At 49.4% G+C, this 14,086-nt stretch carries 15 protein-coding genes; 13 read left to right on the top strand and 2 right to left on the bottom strand.

The window, feature by feature from the left end:
* The first annotated feature begins 2 nt into the window (after positions 1-2).
* The 11 genes from tkt to ABEA58_RS09040 all read left to right on the top strand — a co-directional run bounded on the left by tkt (position 3) and on the right by ABEA58_RS09040 (position 10,057).
* Entirely contained in the window at positions 3-2,006 is a 2,004-nt protein-coding gene (gene tkt / locus ABEA58_RS09090; protein ID WP_345550800.1) for a transketolase, read from the top strand.
* A 129-nt stretch (positions 2,007-2,135) separates the two neighbouring features.
* A complete protein-coding gene (gap, locus tag ABEA58_RS09085) occupies positions 2,136-3,140 on the top strand; it encodes a type I glyceraldehyde-3-phosphate dehydrogenase (protein WP_345550798.1) in 1,005 nt (334 codons plus the stop codon).
* Positions 3,141-4,097: 957 nt separating this feature from the next.
* Complete coding sequence (locus ABEA58_RS09080) at positions 4,098-4,598, top strand: hypothetical protein (protein WP_345550796.1); 501 nt, start codon at positions 4,098-4,100, stop codon at positions 4,596-4,598.
* 306 nt (positions 4,599-4,904) lie between these two features.
* A complete protein-coding gene (locus tag ABEA58_RS09075) occupies positions 4,905-5,357 on the top strand; it encodes a transposase (protein WP_345550794.1) in 453 nt (150 codons plus the stop codon).
* A gap of 536 nt (positions 5,358-5,893) precedes the next feature.
* Positions 5,894-6,397 (top strand): hypothetical protein, encoded by a 504-nt coding sequence (locus ABEA58_RS09070; protein ID WP_345550792.1) that lies wholly within the window; start codon positions 5,894-5,896, stop codon positions 6,395-6,397.
* 22 nt (positions 6,398-6,419) lie between these two features.
* Complete coding sequence (locus ABEA58_RS09065) at positions 6,420-7,010, top strand: hypothetical protein (protein WP_345550790.1); 591 nt, start codon at positions 6,420-6,422, stop codon at positions 7,008-7,010.
* A 273-nt stretch (positions 7,011-7,283) separates the two neighbouring features.
* Positions 7,284-8,042, top strand: a complete 759-nt coding sequence (locus ABEA58_RS09060) for an RHS repeat domain-containing protein (RefSeq protein WP_345550788.1) — start codon at positions 7,284-7,286, stop codon at positions 8,040-8,042.
* 33 nt (positions 8,043-8,075) lie between these two features.
* A complete protein-coding gene (locus ABEA58_RS09055; protein ID WP_345550786.1) occupies positions 8,076-8,804 on the top strand; it encodes a hypothetical protein in 729 nt (242 codons plus the stop codon).
* Positions 8,805-8,811: 7 nt separating this feature from the next.
* Positions 8,812-9,087 (top strand): hypothetical protein, encoded by a 276-nt coding sequence (locus ABEA58_RS09050; RefSeq protein ID WP_345550784.1) that lies wholly within the window; start codon positions 8,812-8,814, stop codon positions 9,085-9,087.
* A gap of 146 nt (positions 9,088-9,233) precedes the next feature.
* Positions 9,234-9,518 (top strand): hypothetical protein, encoded by a 285-nt coding sequence (locus ABEA58_RS09045; RefSeq protein WP_345550782.1) that lies wholly within the window; start codon positions 9,234-9,236, stop codon positions 9,516-9,518.
* Positions 9,518-10,057 (top strand): hypothetical protein, encoded by a 540-nt coding sequence (locus tag ABEA58_RS09040; RefSeq protein WP_345550780.1) that lies wholly within the window; start codon positions 9,518-9,520, stop codon positions 10,055-10,057. Before ABEA58_RS09045 ends, ABEA58_RS09040 begins: the two co-directional genes overlap by 1 nt.
* A 41-nt stretch (positions 10,058-10,098) precedes the next feature.
* On the opposite strand, the gene ABEA58_RS09035 is transcribed toward ABEA58_RS09040, so the two are convergent.
* Positions 10,099-10,383, bottom strand: a complete 285-nt coding sequence (locus ABEA58_RS09035; RefSeq protein WP_345550778.1) for a helix-turn-helix domain-containing protein — start codon at positions 10,381-10,383, stop codon at positions 10,099-10,101.
* A 767-nt stretch (positions 10,384-11,150) separates the two neighbouring features.
* Here ABEA58_RS09035 and ABEA58_RS09030 point away from each other — a divergent pair.
* Both ABEA58_RS09030 and ABEA58_RS09025 read left to right on the top strand, forming a co-directional pair.
* The gene (locus tag ABEA58_RS09030; RefSeq protein WP_345550777.1) at positions 11,151-11,771 is read left to right on the top strand and encodes a hypothetical protein; all 621 of its coding nucleotides are present in this window, start codon (positions 11,151-11,153) and stop codon (positions 11,769-11,771) included.
* A gap of 1,057 nt (positions 11,772-12,828) precedes the next feature.
* Entirely contained in the window at positions 12,829-13,221 is a 393-nt protein-coding gene (locus ABEA58_RS09025; protein WP_345550776.1) for a hypothetical protein, read from the top strand.
* A 304-nt stretch (positions 13,222-13,525) separates the two neighbouring features.
* Here the strand turns inward: ABEA58_RS09025 and ABEA58_RS09020 are convergent, their stop codons facing one another.
* Positions 13,526-13,852, bottom strand: coding sequence for a helix-turn-helix domain-containing protein (locus tag ABEA58_RS09020; RefSeq protein WP_345550950.1), 327 nt, complete (start codon positions 13,850-13,852; stop codon positions 13,526-13,528).
* Between the last annotated feature and the right edge of the window lie 234 nt (positions 13,853-14,086).

Raw genomic sequence — 14,086 nt, 5'->3', positions numbered from 1 at the left:
CTATGACTTCCCGAACCCCGTCCCGCACCGAGCTGGCCAATGCCGTTCGCGCCCTGTCCATGGATGCCGTGCAGAAAGCCAATAGCGGCCACCCCGGCGCCCCCATGGGAATGGCGGATATCGCTGAAGTCCTCTGGAACGACTACCTCAAGCACAATCCGGCCAACCCGGAGTGGGCCGACCGCGACCGCTTCGTGCTCTCCAACGGGCATGGCTCGATGCTGCTCTACTCACTGCTGCACCTCACCGGCTACGACCTGCCGATCGAGGAGCTGAAGAACTTCCGCCAGCTGCACTCCAAAACCCCCGGCCACCCGGAATACGGTTACGCCCCCGGCGTAGAGACCACCACCGGCCCGCTGGGGCAGGGCATCACCAATGCCGTGGGCATGGCGCTGGCGGAAAAGGTCATGGCGGCGCAGTTCAACCAGCCTGGCTTTGAGCTGGTGGACCACCACACCTACTGCTTCCTCGGTGACGGCTGCCTGATGGAGGGTATCTCCCACGAGGCCTGCTCACTGGCGGGCACCCTGGGCCTGGGCAAACTGATCGCTTTTTATGACGACAACGGCATCTCCATCGATGGTGAAGTGGAAGGCTGGTTCACCGACGACACGCCCAAGCGCTTTGATTCCTATGGCTGGCAGGTAATCGCCGGCGTCGACGGTCACGACCCCGCCGCCATCAAGGCCGCCATCGAAGAGGCCCGCGCCGAAACCGAGAAGCCCACGCTGATCTGCTGCAAGACCGTGATCGGCTTCGGCTCCCCCAACAAGCAGGGCCGCGAGGAGTGCCACGGCGCCCCGCTGGGCGACGATGAGATCGCCCTGGTGCGGGAAACCATCAACTGGCCCCACGCGCCTTTCGAAATTCCCGAAGAGGTCTATGCGGGCTGGAGTGCGCGCGGCAAGGGCGAGGCGCAGGAAGAAGAGTGGCGCGATATCTTCGCCGATTACCAGGAGGCCTTCCCGGAGCTGGCGGCGGAATTCGAGCGCCGCATGCGCGGTGAACTGCCGGCGGACTTCCTCAGCAAGGCCGACGAGTACATCAAGCAGTGCCAGCAGGATGCGGAGAAAGTCGCCTCCCGCAAGGCCAGCCAGAACACCCTCAACGCCTATGGCCCCCTGTTGCCGGAATTCCTCGGCGGCTCCGCCGACCTGGCGGGCTCCAACCTCACCATCTGGTCCGGCACCAAGGGTGTCAGCAAAGACGACGCCTCCGGCAACTACGTCTACTACGGTGTGCGCGAGTTCGGCATGAGCGCCATCATGAACGGTATCGCCCTGCACGGCGGCTTCGTGCCCTACGGCGCCACCTTCCTGATGTTTATGGAATACGCCCGCAACGCCGTGCGCATGGCCGCGCTGATGAAGCAGCGCGTCGTTTTCGTCTACACCCACGACTCCATTGGTCTCGGCGAAGACGGCCCAACACACCAGCCAGTGGAACAGCTGACTTCACTGCGCTCCACGCCCAATCTGCATACCTGGCGCCCCTGCGACGCCACCGAATCTGCGGTGAGCTGGAAAATGGCCATCGCCCGCGAGACCGGCCCCAGTGCCCTCATCTTCAGCCGACAGGGCCTTGCCCCGCAGCCCCGCGACGCCGCCCAGCTGCAGCAGATAGAGCGCGGTGGCTATGTGCTGCTGGACTGCGACGGCGCACCGGAAGCGATCCTCATCGCCACCGGCTCCGAGGTGGAGTTGGCGGTGGAGGCCAGCAAGCGGCTTGCCGGTCGCAAGATTCGCGTGGTCTCCATGCCCTGTGCCGAAGCCTTTATGGAGCAGGACGAGGCCTACCGCGAGTCCGTACTGCCCGCCAGCGTGCGCGCCCGCGTGGCGGTTGAGGCGAGCCATCGCGACTACTGGTACAAGTTCGTCGGCTTCGATGGCGACATCATCGGCATGAGCAGCTTCGGTGAATCCGCCCCGGGCGGCGCGCTGATGAAGGAATTCGGCTTTACCGTCGATAACGTCGTCGCATCGGTGGAAAAGCTGCTCAAGTAATTCTGCCGTGGTAATAGCCGCAGCAATAAAAGGCGCGCTGCAAAGCGGCGCTACCTTATCCGGGTGCCGGCCTTGGCCGGCCCCGGAGCTTTGAAGTCCCTAATCCATGCCGAAGCTGGCCGACCCGCAATGACCATCCGACTTGCCATCAACGGCTATGGCCGCATCGGCCGCTCCGTGCTGCGCGCCCTCTACGAATCCGGCGCGCGCAAGCGCATGCAGATCGTCGCCATCAATGAACTGGCCGATTGCGCCACCATCGCCCACCTCACCAAGTACGACTCAGTGCACGGCCGCTTCGGCGGTGAAGTCGCGGTGGAAAAGGATACGCTGATCGTCAACGGCGACCGCATTGCCGTGACCCATCGCAAGCGCTTAGAGGATTTGGACTGGTCGGCGCAGGCTGTCGATATCGTGCTGGAATGCACCGGCAGCTTCACCGAGCGCGCCGAGGCCGAATTGCACCTCAAGGCTGGAGCGAAAAAAGTGCTGTTTTCCCAGCCCGCCAGTCGCAGCGTCGACGCCACCATCGTGCATGGGGTCAACGACAATGTACTGACCGGTAAGGAAACCATCGTTTCCGCCGCATCCTGCACCACCAACTGCAGCGTGCCGGTGATCGCCGCACTGGATCGCGCCTTTGGCATCGAGGCCGGTGTGATCACCACCATCCACGCGGCGATGAACGACCAGCCGGTGAGCGATGCCTATCACCACACCGACCTGCGCAAAACACGCTCCGCCGTCACCTCCATTATTCCTGTGGATACCGGCCTCGCCCGCGGTATCGAGCGCATACTGCCCGAACTGGCCGGCCGCTTCGAAGCCCAGGCCATGCGCGTGCCCACCGTCAACGTCTCCGCCATCGACCTGTCCGTGCAGCTGCAACGCGCCGTTACCCAGGCCGAAGTCAACGCCGTGCTGGCAAAAGCCGCACAGACCCAATTCGACGGTGTGCTCGGCTACACCGAAGAACCCCTCGCCTCCTGCGACTACAACCACGACCCCCGCTCCGGCATCGTCGACGCCAGCCAGACCCGCGTCGCCGGCGGCAAGCTGGTCAAAGTGCTGATCTGGTTTGATAACGAATGGGGTTTTGCCAACCGGATGCTGGATGTTGCGCAGGTGATGTAACAGACCTTTGCCAAATCATAAGCTAGGTCCAGAGTGAAACACGGGGGATGTGGAGGATGGAGGTTCTCCGCCTCCTCTAGAGAATCTTATTTAATCAGGCCTAAGGCGTCTTCAAATTATAGTATTGTCAAAAATGGACGATCCGAATATGCAGTATGTGAATTGGATCTCGCTCAATTAGCAGGCGCTTTCATATAATGAATTTAGTGACATAATGTTACTCTGACCCTAATTTGCACAAAAATCTGAAAGAATTTTCTGTGCGCGACATTACTTCGATAAAAGTCTATGCAATATCTGAATTGAGTTGTGGTTTAGTTGATGGTGGGGCAACTATATCGTCAAACTGTTACGGTTTAGATGTTGTTGGGGGGAGGTGGTCAGGTCATTGTCGACCTGAATTAATTTGCGAATTTTTCTCGGCCGGATGACGTAATTGCGTGTAGAGATTATGTTGAAAAGATTGGCCGCGCTATCGGTCGCCCTGTTGAATATGATGGGTAATAAGTGGGGTCGGAGTAGCATTCTGACGCCCTACCCATCCCGGACAATCGCCGGTCTCCATGGCTGCCTTTCCTGGGCTAGAACCTGCGGGCGTGAACCGCAGCATGTTATCTGGATTGGCAACAATCGGTGGCTCCGGTTAGGTTGAACAATGACTTTTTCGGAAAGGTTGTTTGATTTTCTGATTATGCGTAGAGGTGCGAGGTGAATTGTGGCGACAAAAGTCCACTCTGACCCCAATTTTCCCAGCATGTTATCTGGATTGGCAACAATCTGCGGTTCCGGTTAGATTGAGCAATAACTTTTTCAGAAAGGTTGTTTGATTTCCTGATTATGCGTAGAGGTGCGAGGTAAAGATTGGCGACAAAAGTCCACTCTGACCCCAATTTTCCTTAAGCTGGTTACCGTTTATATGAAAACAGCATGGCAATTCAGATAAAAAATAGGTAAAAAATGATGAGATATTTTCTAGTTTTATTATTTTTTATTTCATCTCATTCTCTTTCTGAGTCGAAGTTTAGCGACTTAAAAATACTTGAGGAGATTGAAGGGGTAAGCATATCGATTTTTAACATTCAAGAAATTGGTTGGAGAAACTATAGGCGTCAATCGGTTGAATATTGTATTGATCATAAGTGTTATGTTTTTTCTGCTTTGAACTCGAAGGATGAGTTATGTGAGGAGTTGACCGAGTTAGTAGCATACATGGCTATACTTTCACAATTTTCTGAGCTAAAAATTAAAGGTCTTCTTGATAAAGGTTTTTTACGGCAGTTATTGATTTCTTTAAACTTTGATTCAGCTAAAAGTAATAAATCTATAATTAGTCAGAAAATCTCGAAGCTTCTGGAACCTGGTTTAATAGAGTTTCAATTAAAAACTTATGATGGCGGTGAATACACAAGAGATCTTGATTCCTTCGAGGTTTCTCAAATCCTCAGTGACTTGATTTAGTAGGTTAACCGTAGAAAAAGGACAGCCATAAATTAGTTTGTTTTGACAAGGCTCGGCATTCGTTGAGCCTTTTTAGTTTTAGCCGCCACTGGCTTTATCGATAGGTGAAACCGCCCCTTCAGGCCGCCGTCTAACAATCATAGCGTCAATCAGCTTAATGATCGTTTCTTGGTCTTCATGACCAAACTGCTCCAACTCCTTTAGCCGCTCCATAATAATTGGGGTCAGAGTAACATTCTGACACCCAATCCCTCCCAGCCAATCGCCAGTCTCCTATGCTAATGCCATGTATTCGAGGAGGAATCCATGGCTCGCTTACCCAGAATCGCCCCTGTGGGCGTACCCCAGCATGTTATCCAGCGTGGCAATAACCGGCAGGTCTGTTTTGGTTGTGAGGATGACTTTATTGCCTATGCCGGCTGGTTGCGTGACTACGCGGAGGAATATGCGGTGGAAGTACATGCATGGGTCTTTATGACCAACCATGTGCACTTGCTGGTGACGCCGTTAGAGGAGCGCGCGGTATCGAAGATGATGCAGGCGCTGGGGCGCATGTATGTGCGCTACTTCAACGGTGCTTACCAGCGCAGCGGCACCTTGTGGGAGGGGCGCTACAGGTCTTGCCTGGTGCAGTCTGAAGACTATTTGCTGCACTGTTACCGCTATATCGAACTCAATCCGGTGCGGGCGGGGATGGTGAAAGACCCGGGGAAATACTGCTGGTCCAGCTATGGCGCCAACGCCCTTGGTCGGGAATAATTGGGGTCAGAGTAACATTCTGACACCCCACCCCACCCCACCCCACCCCACCCCACCCCACCCCACCCCTCCCAGCCGTTCGCCAGTCTCCTATGCTAATGCCATGTATTCGAGGAGGAATCCATGGCTCGCTTACCCAGAATCGCCCCTGTGATAATTGGGGTGAGAGTAAAATTTTGACGCACTGTTCATTCCGGCCAATCGCTGGTCTCCGTGGCTGCACTTCCCAGGCTTGAACCTGCAGGCGTGTGAATAATTGGGGTCAGAGTAATATTCTGACGGCCTAGCCATCCCGCCCAATCGCCGATCTCATTGCCTACCTTACCTAGGCTCACATCTGCGGGGATGTACCGCAGCATGTTATCTGGATTGGCAACAATCGGTGGCTCCGGTTAGGTTGAACAATGACTTTTCGGAAAGGTTGTTTGATTTCCTGATTATGCGTATAGGTGTAAGATAAAGTTTGGCGACAAAAGTCCACTCTGACCCCAATTTTTCATGAGAATGGGGCGGCGACGGCGGCGTTTGGGATTATTATGGCGAAGGTTGCCAGCTCGGCTAATTCAGATGCCACAAATGAAGAAGTTGTAACCGCTCGCCATATAGAAGAGAGGGATATTCGAAGAAGTTTGTCCCGCTCTGCATTAATTGATGAAGGAAATCTTATTGATGCCTCAGCCAAGATAGATGCATATTTTTCAGAAAACCCGGAGGCTATGCCAAAAGGTTTGGTATCTCCTCTTGTGTTTGAGTATAACCATGTGCGAGGAACTGATGGTGGGTATGATATTGGCGCCAAACAGAGAGTGATTTTTGTTACTGTGCGTGGTTTGATGACGACTATGTCTAATGGCAGTGTTCAAGTGTACGCAGGTGGCGCGACAACAACCAAAGGGGCCGCATTAACTATTCTGCATGAGTATGGTCATCATTCCGAAGCAGCCTTATCAGCACGAAGTGGAAGGGTATTTCAAACAAGGACTGCTGAGATTAGGGCTGACAGATGGGCCAAAGATATATACAAGGAAATTTTCAAATAGTCAGCGAAAGGTAAATAAGATAATGCGTAGGGTGCCAAATAAGTTGTTATTGTGCTTCATTGTGGCGTTCCAAGGGGTGGCATGGTGTGAGGCTGCCCAGAAATCATTTCTTGACAAATATGTTAAGACTAACAACATGGTTTCCAGTGTTGAAATTGTCAAAGGTGAGGCGGTTGAGTTTTTTTATGAGGGGGAAATCCATCGTTGTGGATTTAATTATGTGGCTCGGCCTGTTGATGTTGTGAAAGGTAGGATTGGTGATAATTTTAGATTTATGTCGTCATTTAGTTTATCCCTAGGAAGTAAATACCTGATTGTCTCAGAGTCAAACGTTGAAAAAAATGAAAGTAACTTGATTAGTTGGTATGGAGATTATTCTCGCGCATATGAAAAATGTACTGAGTCATTAGAAGGGGATAATCTTGGGGAAGAAGACTTCTTTATGATAAAAAATTTTCCATCTGGTCATCATGGAGAGTGGCTGGTGATTTATGATGAGGACGTATTATTCTCAAAAATAGAAGTTATTCAAAAGCCATCAGATGAAGAGGGGTTGCCATACCGGTTAATTAATTGGGAGCAGTTTCTAAATAGAATAAAAGAAGTAGAATAATTGGGGTCAGAGTAATATTCTGACAGCCTACCCATCCCGCCCAATCGCCGATCTCAATGCCTACCTTACCTAAGCTCACATCTGCGGGTATGTGCCGCAGCATGTTATCTGGATTGGCAACAATCCGTAGCTCCGGTTAGGTTGAACAATGACTTTTTCGGAAAGGTTGTTTGATTTTCTGATTATGCGTAAAAGTACGAGGTAAAGTTTGGCGACAAAAGTCCACTCTGACCCCAATTTTTCTGTTACCGCCGCACCCTAGCCGGCGTGGCGGTGCAGCGGCTGGAACTGAGTGCCAATGACGAAGTGACCGGGGAGGGCATCCAGTATCTGCACAAGGACCTGCAGGGCTCGCTGGATGTGATCACCGACGGCAGCGGTCAGGTGGCCGAAGATGCCTACGGCAACAGGCAGGTGTTCAGCTTCGATCCCTGGGGCAAGCGCCGCGACCGCCACACCTGGGCGCCCATCGCCGATGGACCCTCGGGCATCGTTGCCGCCCTCAAGGTGGGCGCCTTCGCGCACCTCAGCACCAACCGTGGTTACACCGGCCACGAAATGCTCGACGAAGTCGGCCTGATCCATATGAACGGGCGGGTCTACGACCCGCACCTGGCCCGCTTCGTCTCCGCCGACCCGGTGATCGACGGAGTCACCTCGGTGCAGGGCTACAACCGTTATGCCTATGTGCATAACAACCCGCTGATGTATACCGACCCGAGTGGGTATAGTTCGTGGAATAAATTCCGCGACCAGATATTAAAGCCGGTTGTGGCCCTTGCAATCTCCTATTTCTTACCGGGCGCGGCTTTTTTGGGGGGGGTTGCTAACAGTCTTGGTGCTTACATGCTCTCTGGGGCAGTAGCGGGAGCTGTCACAACGGGAACAATGGAAGGAGCATTCACTGGGGCTTTCAGTGCGATGGTTTTCTATGGGATTGGTAGCGCTTTTAAAAGTGCGGGTTGGGCACAGGCCGCCAAAGGTGCGAAGGGTGTTTGGGGTACCGGACTAAACGGATTGGGTCATGCGTAGAAGGTGTTAGCGCATGCGGTCGCTGGAGGCCTGATGTCCGAAATGCAGGGTGGGAGGTTCAAACATGGATTCACCTCAGCGGGTATCGTGCAAGCGTTCTCAGGAGGGATAGATCTTATTGATGCTGGTGCTGAATCAAGTGTTATGAGGGTGATTGCTGCGGCGGTTTTGGGCGGTACGGCTTCAGTGGCATCAGGAGGTAAGTTCGCTAACGGGGCTATTACTGGAGCTTTTAGTCGGGCTTTTAATGATGAGGCTCAACATGGTGCACAAAAGAATAGTGGTGCACGAAGGTATGCTGCTCGGCAGGCTAGAGCCGCTTTAGGTTCGACTACGATGCCTGAGCTAGAATCTGGTATATATCCCTTTGTTAAGGATGCTGCACTTATTGGTATTGTTGAAGTTAGCGACTTGTGGCTGATAGACACTTCCGGCGAGCAAGTATTGCACTATATCTCCATCGGTTCCGGTTTGGATGTGGGGGCGCGTTATTCGCGAGAGTTTGGAGCGATGTATTTGCCAACCACTCAAGCAATTCCTGGCTTTGCTGGGTCGTTTGATGTTGACGGCACTCTAATATTTGGGGGCTCTGGTAGCTTGCTAGGAAACCCAATTGGTACCACCCCATACCTTGCACCCTCAACTTCTGGAGGTCCGTCTTTTGGAATCTCAGTAGGTGCAGGGCCATTCGGTAGCTATACAAGTTTCCAAAAAGTGTATAGCTATGACGAAGCGCCAAGTCATTTGCCCTTAGGGAGGTAGTTAGCTCATGGGGATTATTCCAGTTGTTTTTCTAGCGATGTTTTTGGCTGCTCATATTTTGCTCTTTATCTTGCAGTTTGTAGGGTTGAAGTGGGATTTGGTGAATGAGAAAGGGATGGCGATTACTCTTATTGTTTGGGGTGGTTATAGAAAATCACCATTACAGCAGTTCGTAAAACCAGAGAAATTAAGTTTATTTGTCTTGCTGGATAAGGTGCGTATTTGTAGTTTTATGGCCTGTATTTGCACGTATGTAATAATATTATTGATTAGCCTGTTTTAAAAAGAAGGCCTCTTGCACAAAAGGGTGATGGATTCTTTAAAGGTCTATGGAAAAAGGCAACCGGTTGGCATTTTGAAGGGCGTGATGCTCGCAACGGCAATTTACCCTCTTATGAACAAGCGATAGGCCAAGGCTCAGAGTGGGAATTGCTTTCTCCTGAGCAATCTATTTTTCACGATAACGGTGTAGGTAAGCCAGAGTTGAAGTTTATTCACCCGGATGGCCGTGAAGCTGTTTTCAATGGTGATACGCTAAGCTTGATGACTGATGCTAAATATGGCGGTACGTATAATTATGTAAATCCTGCTCCTGTCCCTGATAAATGGTATGACATAGGTGGGTGGGGTGCATATGCTGGCAAAGGTTTCGGGCACCTTGTTTTAGATGTTGTTCCATATGCTGCGGGTGGCAACGTAAGAGGAGAAAATTAGTGTATATCAATGTAAAAATAGTATTTGGACTTGTGCTGTTGGTGCTGGCTGTTTTTGGGTTGTCCGCTTGTAAGACAGCAAAAATTATTAAGTATGAACATGAACCGTCGGCAGAGTTTTATAAGAACTTTGACTTTGGCGCTGGTGCTCTTAATGCTTTCAAAGCTGATGATGTTTTGCTTGTCGTAGATATAAATAAAGTGACCCACACCAGCTATGTCGTCTGGCTGGGTTTATATTCAGATAAGGCTGGAAAATCTATAAATGTTGAGCGTGTTGTGGCTGTTGGTGATGGTTGGGAGAAGAGCGAAAACTTTAACCGCGAATTGGTTTTGGAGACTCATGTTCCTGATTATGAATTGTTCGAGCTTGATAAAGGTTTGAAGCTTTTTGAAGTGGACGAAGATGACTTGAGGTCGGTTGTAGATGCTGGAGGAGAATTATCTTTAACTGTTTTTTACGATGTGGGTAGTGGTACTGAAAGTATAACTTTTATCCTCAAGCAAAAAGTTGAAAAGCAGGCTGTCTTTTCAACTTAAGTTCTTATAAATTAATTCAATCACACAAGCCCTAGCTAACCCTAGGGCTTTTTTGTTGCTGATTGTCTTTGCATGGGTTGCTTAGCTTGATGTTTAAGTATCAACCCCTCAAGCACGTTCTGTGCAGTCTGTTTATCTTCTTCATCAAATTGGCTGACGGCTTCAAACTGAAGCTTTAAAGCATCGTCAGGCCCTCGCAAGTCTTCCCCAAATACCAGCCAGTCCAGGCTGACATGCAGGGTTAGGCCTATCTTCTCTAAGACCTCAAGCGATGGTTTAGCCTTACCCGATTCGGAATATTTTGGGTTAGAGTAACATTCTGACACCCTATCCCTCCCAGCCATTCGCCAGTCTCCTATGTTAATGCCATGTATTCGAGGAGGAATCCATGGCTCGCTTACCCAGAATCGCCCCTGCGGGCGTACCCCAGCATGTTATCCAGCGTGGCAATAACCGGCAGGTGTGAATAATTGGGGTCAGAGTAATATTCTGACGGCCTACCCATCCCGACCAATCGCCGGTCTCCATGCCTACCTTACCTAGGCTCACATCTGCGGGCATGTACCGCAGCATGTTATCTGGATTGGCAACAATCGGTAGCTCCGGTTAGGTTGAATAATGACTTTTTCGGAAAGGTTGTTTGATTTTCTGATTATGCGTAAAAGTACGAGGTAAATTTTGGCGACAAAAGTCCACTCTGACCCCAATTTTTCAAGGTGATAAGGTTGTTTATGAGGGGACGGCATAAAATGCCGCTCAAAACCCTGGTGATGAGCCATTCGGTACAAATGGGCAGTTAGCAATTGGCGCATACACTGTTACACGAAGACAGTGCGAAAATTGTACTTATAAAGATAATCCCGCAATTAGTAATACCGAAACACTGGGTACTGTTACGGCACCCGGTGGAGCAGTAAGAACCGGTGTTGTCATGCATAGAGGCTATGGTGCACACCAGAGCCAAGGTTGTATTGTTTCTCCAGATATGTACCATTAAAAATGGTCCGATTAATATATTAATGAGATATGATCAGTATAAAAATGGTGGGTCAATACCACTTAATGTTACTTATCAAGACGGGTGATGAATTGAATGTGTAAAGCTATTTTACTTCTTCTATTTTTAATAATCAGCGCATCAGCTGGAGCTGTGAGTGATTCCTGTAAGGAAATAACGAAGCTGGTCGTGTCTTTAGGTAATGAATCAGATTCTGGCAAGCGAGAACTGATTCGTTATGGCTTAACTAAAAAGCTTTCATCTTATTCATGTGGTGATTGTAATCTAATAGCTGTTTGTGAGCTTTGGGAGTCCCCAGAAAAATGCTCAACCGGAATTAGAAAAGCTATAGAGTTTTCAAAAAATAAAGTTTTTGATTCAAGTGAGGCGTGGGTTTTATTTTTGGCTGAATTGTTAAAATTTACAGACGGAGAAGTGAGCGAAGAGTTACTGGTGAGTTTTTCTTATTTGCTCCCGGAAAATGCAGAGTTATTGGTAACTATCCTTGATTCTCATGAATATTTGCGTCGTTGGACTAGGTCCATTGTTGACCCCAATCCTGAGTTGAAAGATATGAGCTGGGAGGTTCGTTGCAGATATTTTGATGGCATTATTTCAAAACTATCAGAGAAGGATGACGTTTTTTTAAGTGGTAGTAAGGCCGAAGTTGTCCGGTGGGCATCTGAAAGCTCGAAACTATATAGCTGCTCTAAATAATTAAGAATCAATATTTGGGGTCAGAGTAACATTCTGACACCCTATCCCTCCCAGCCATTCGCCAGTCTCCTATGCTACTGCCATGTATTCGAGGAGGAGTCCATGGCTCGCTTACCCCGAATCGCCCCTGTGATAATTGGGGTGAGAGTGTGAATAATTGGGGTCAGAGTAATATTCTGACGGCCTACCCATCCCGACCAATCGCCGGTCTCCATGCCTACCTTACCTAGGCTCACATCTGCGGGCATGTACCGCAGCATGTTATCTGGATTGGCAACAATCCGTAGCTCCGGCTAGGTTGAACAATGACTTTTTCGGAAAGGTTGTTTGATTTTCTGATATGCGTAAAAGTACGAGGTAAAGTTTGGCGACAAAAGTCCACTCTGACCCCAATTTTTCCATAGTGAGGGAATTATTGTCAGAAAGCAGCAAGGTCCACCAGGGTTTTGATAATCATGAAATCTATATTAGTTTTTTTGAGAGAGCTTTTTTCCTTTAGGTTTTTCTTAAGTGGCTTTTATGGGTTGGTAACCTATTCAGTCTATTTTTTTAGGATGGAATTGGGGAGTTACGGTTGGATTCCTCTCATAATTTTGGTGTTGTGGGTGGTCTCTAGTATAATTTTCTTTGTAGCAAAAAGAACAAAGTCTATGTGATTCCTTGAAGGAACCTGCTATAGAAAAATTTGGGTCAGAGTAAAATTGAAAATTGGGGTCAGAGTAACATTCTGACACCCTATCTCCTGGCAAATCGCCGGTCTCCATAGCTGCCTTACCTAGGCTCTAACCTGCGCGCGTGAACCGCAGAGTGTTATCCGGCTTGGAAAAAATCGGCGGTTCCGTTTATATTGAACAATGACTTTTTCGACAAATTTGTTTGATTTCCTGATTATTCGTAAAGGTGCGAGGTGAATTGTGGCGACAAAAGTCCACTCTGACCCCAATTTTTCTTGTGACAGGGGTTCGAAATGTGGAGGCTTACGGCGGTTTTTATGTGGCCTCAAGAGCTGGTTTTAGCGTTGGGACAGACTATTTGATTAATTACTCGGGGTCGCCCAATGTTACTCGTTAAAATTTTAAAATTAGGTCTGCTAATAGTCGGTATTTGTGTAGCTGCATATTTGGCTGCGTCTAGTTTTCTTGGGCCTGGAGTCAAAGATCAATCAATTAGTTTGGTTGGTGGGTATCGTTATTTAGATGCTGGTCACTATGAAAAACAAATTGAATACACCGAAGCCGGTAAGCCATCGACGGTTGTAATTGATGCTCGTGTTGATGACTATTTAATTAAAGATGATGTGATTTACGTGACGCGTAGGCCCAGGGAAATATACAAAGAAGACGGTATCGTTAAGACTCGAATTTCTGACGTCTGCGAGTACTGGCAAATCAATAGTCATACTGGCGATGTTAGTAAAATCGAGTCGATACCGACATTAAAATGTAGATAAAATTGGTAAGGCAAAAGTTGCGTACCTGAAGGCTCTTCACAACAACCTGAATGCAAGCGGCAAGGCTTCGGCTTTAGCCGCTTTCTTTTTGCCTGAAGCCTTCACAATGGTTGTGAAGGTTGACCCCGAATACGAAGGTCCACCACGGCTACCGCCTCTCCATTTTATTGTCACACCCTATGCAGCGTACGCTGCGCATTTAACCCTTTGATTTTATTAAAGAAAAGTGTACTACCTATTTTTTGTTAGGTGTGGTCACTACTTTGAGTAACCTATTGATTTTGCTAAGAAAAAGTGTACTCACTTAGCCGCCCAAATTAGCCGCGCCATCCTGTTTGAAATACCGCTTGGCATCATGCTTGAGCATAACGCTTTCGATTAGCTCCTTGATGAGCTGTTGTTCCTTCTGGTCAAGCCGACAGACCCCTTCAAATAACATGAGTAGTTCGCCTTCTGGTTTGCGTTCTCGCTCTTCAAAAACCAGTTCATCAATACTGGCATTCAAGGCAATAGCAAGCCGCCTAAGCGCGTCGAGTGTGGGTTGTGATGTTCCTCGCTCATAGCGATGAATCTGTAACTTGGTTAGTCCGGCCAGTTCGCCCAGCCCTTCCTGTGTTAAGCCTCGGAATATTTGGGGTCAGAGTAACATTCTGACACCCTATCCCTCCCAGCCATTCGCCAGTCTCCTATGTTAATGCCATGTATTCGAGGAGGAATCCATGGCTCGCTTACCCAGAGTCGCCCCTGCGGGCGTACCCCAGCATGTTATCCAGCGTGGCAATAACCGGCAGGTGTGAATAATTGGGGTCAGAGTAATATTCTGACGGCCTACCCATCCCGACCAATCGCCGGTCTCCATGCCTAC

This window comes from Microbulbifer aestuariivivens (assembly GCF_039545115.1).
Classification (GTDB): domain Bacteria; phylum Pseudomonadota; class Gammaproteobacteria; order Pseudomonadales; family Cellvibrionaceae; genus Microbulbifer; species Microbulbifer aestuariivivens.
The sequence above is the reverse complement of the archived record's forward strand: the minus strand, read 5'-3'. Positions and strand labels throughout refer to the sequence as shown.